At 68.1% G+C, this 2077-nt stretch carries 3 protein-coding genes; all 3 read right to left on the bottom strand.

What is annotated here, in order from left to right:
* On the bottom strand, positions 1-640 hold a 640-nt coding region (locus tag IF651_RS17245; RefSeq protein ID WP_191830363.1), incomplete at its 3' end, for a DDE-type integrase/transposase/recombinase.
* 11 nt (positions 641-651) lie between these two features.
* Positions 652-939: a transposase gene (locus IF651_RS17480; protein ID WP_076404172.1), complete on the bottom strand. Its 288-nt coding sequence runs from the start codon at positions 937-939 to the stop codon at positions 652-654.
* Positions 940-985: 46 nt separating this feature from the next.
* Positions 986-1936, bottom strand: a complete 951-nt coding sequence (locus IF651_RS17235) for an IS30 family transposase (protein WP_191830362.1) — start codon at positions 1934-1936, stop codon at positions 986-988.
* Positions 1937-2077 lie beyond the last annotated feature (141 nt).

Raw genomic sequence — 2077 nt, 5'->3', positions numbered from 1 at the left:
TCACCAGATGCCGCCTCACGACCGTCACCGATCCGGGAATCGAGGTGAACCCCGACCCCATGCTCGAGCTCAGCGCCTGACCCCAACAAAGATCACGCAGCGCTACACCACTCCAAGGGGCTTGACCGCTGACCAGAGCGTTGACCGCGATCCGTGACGTCATCCGGTCGCTGATCGAGTACCCCACGATCCGGTTGGAATACACGTCCTTGATCGCGCACAGATACACCTTGCCTTCGGCCGTGGGGTGTTCGGTGATGTCCCACAGCCACAACCGGTTCGGCGTATCGGCCCGGAACTGGCGCAGCACGAGGTCCTCGTGTGCGGGCGCGCCAGCCTTCTTGGCGCTGCGGGCGCGCTTCTTGCCGAACACCGACCACCACCTGTTCGCGGCGCAGATGCGCCACACGGTGCGATCGCACGCGACCAGCCCGGCTCGGGAGGCCTCGTCCGCGAGCAGCCGGTAGCCGAACTCCGGATCGTCGCGGTGAGCGTCGAACAACACGTTCGCGAGATACGCCTCCTCGAGCTCGCGCGCCCCGACAGGCGCCGCGAGCCAGCGGTAGTAGGGCTGTCTGGCGAGCTTGAGAACCCGGCACGTCACCGTGACGGGGATCCCGTCACCGGCGAGCTCACTCACGAGCGGGTAGATCATTTTCCCGGCAGATGCGCCTGCGAAAGATACGCCGCCGCGCGGCGCAGCACCTCGACCTCCTGCTCCAGCTGCCGGTTACGCCGACGCAGTTCACGCAGTTCCGCTGACTCCGAGGCGGTCACGCCCGGCCGGTTGCCGTCCTCGACATCGGCGGCGTGGAGCCAGTTACGCAGGCACGACTCGGAGATACCGAAGTCCTTTGCGATCTGCTTGACCGGAGCCTCGCCACGGCGAGCGATCGCCACGACATCATCGCGGAATTCCTTCGGGTGGGGTCTGGGCACGGGGAACATCCTTCCAGCAGCACCCGAAGGCACCACAGGTCAGGTGTCACCTATCCGTGCAGCAGACCCAGGCGTGGTCGGCCATCTCGCGGCCGCGGTCCCAGGTCAGGGACTTGCACATGCCGGGTGGGACGTTGAACAGGGCGCGGGCGACCGCGATGCTGACGTCCTTGGCCTTGATCCCGTCGGGCAGCGGCACGATCTTCAGGTAGCGGGTGGTGCGCTCGACGAGGGTCGCGACCGCGCTCGGGCGCTTGCCCATGACGAGGTCACCTTCCCAATGACCCGGCTCGAGCCGGTCGGTCACGGTGGCGGGGCGGTGGTGGATGGAGACCATGTCGCGCAGATGCCCTCGCCCGTGCGATCGCTTCACGAGCCGGGGCCGGCGCATCGTGCGACCGGACCGCAGCCGCTGGTACGTGCTCTTCGGCAGGTTCCGCGATGCCGGCAGATAGACAGCGCGGTAGATCGTCTCGTGCGAGACCCACATGCCCGGCTCGTGGGGATGTTCGCGGCGCAGCCACGCCGCGATCTGCTGCGGGGACCAGTCCAGCTCGAGCCGCGAGAGCACCACCGCCCGCAGCCGCTCGTCGCTCGCGAGACGCGGCACCCGCGACCGCCGGGCTTCGACGCGGGCACGCTCATCGGCGACCGTCGCACGGTAGGCGTCACGGCCGCCGTTGCGGGCGATCTCGCGCGAGACCGTCGACGCCGACCGCCCCAACCCTTCGGCGATCGCCCGGGCAGAAAGACCAGCAGCGATCCCACGCGAGATCTCTTCCCGCTCACCTGGACTCAGGTGCCGTGGGGAGCGTCTCGGCAACGCGGGTCGCACCCCACCATGACGCAGCAAGTACCGGCGCACGTGATGCGACGGGACGCCGGCCCGATCGGCGATCCGCCGCAGTGACTCGCCCTCGCCCCATGCCTGCCACACGACGTCCTGTACTGCCGCTGGCAGCGACGTCACCACACTCATCCCAGCCTCCACGACCACGCATCATCTACCCTGGGTCTGCCCCCGGTTTGGTTGACGATCGGGGTGTGCGGTAGTCAGGCCGCGTCTGCGGTCCGGTAGATCATCTCAAACTCGACCGGGGTAAGTCTGCCGAGACGGCGTTGGCGTCGGCGACGGTTG

The organism is Cellulosimicrobium arenosum, from assembly GCF_014837295.1.
Classification (GTDB): Bacteria; Actinomycetota; Actinomycetes; order Actinomycetales; family Cellulomonadaceae; genus Cellulosimicrobium; species Cellulosimicrobium arenosum.
This window is presented reverse-complemented; position numbering and strand designations above follow the sequence as displayed.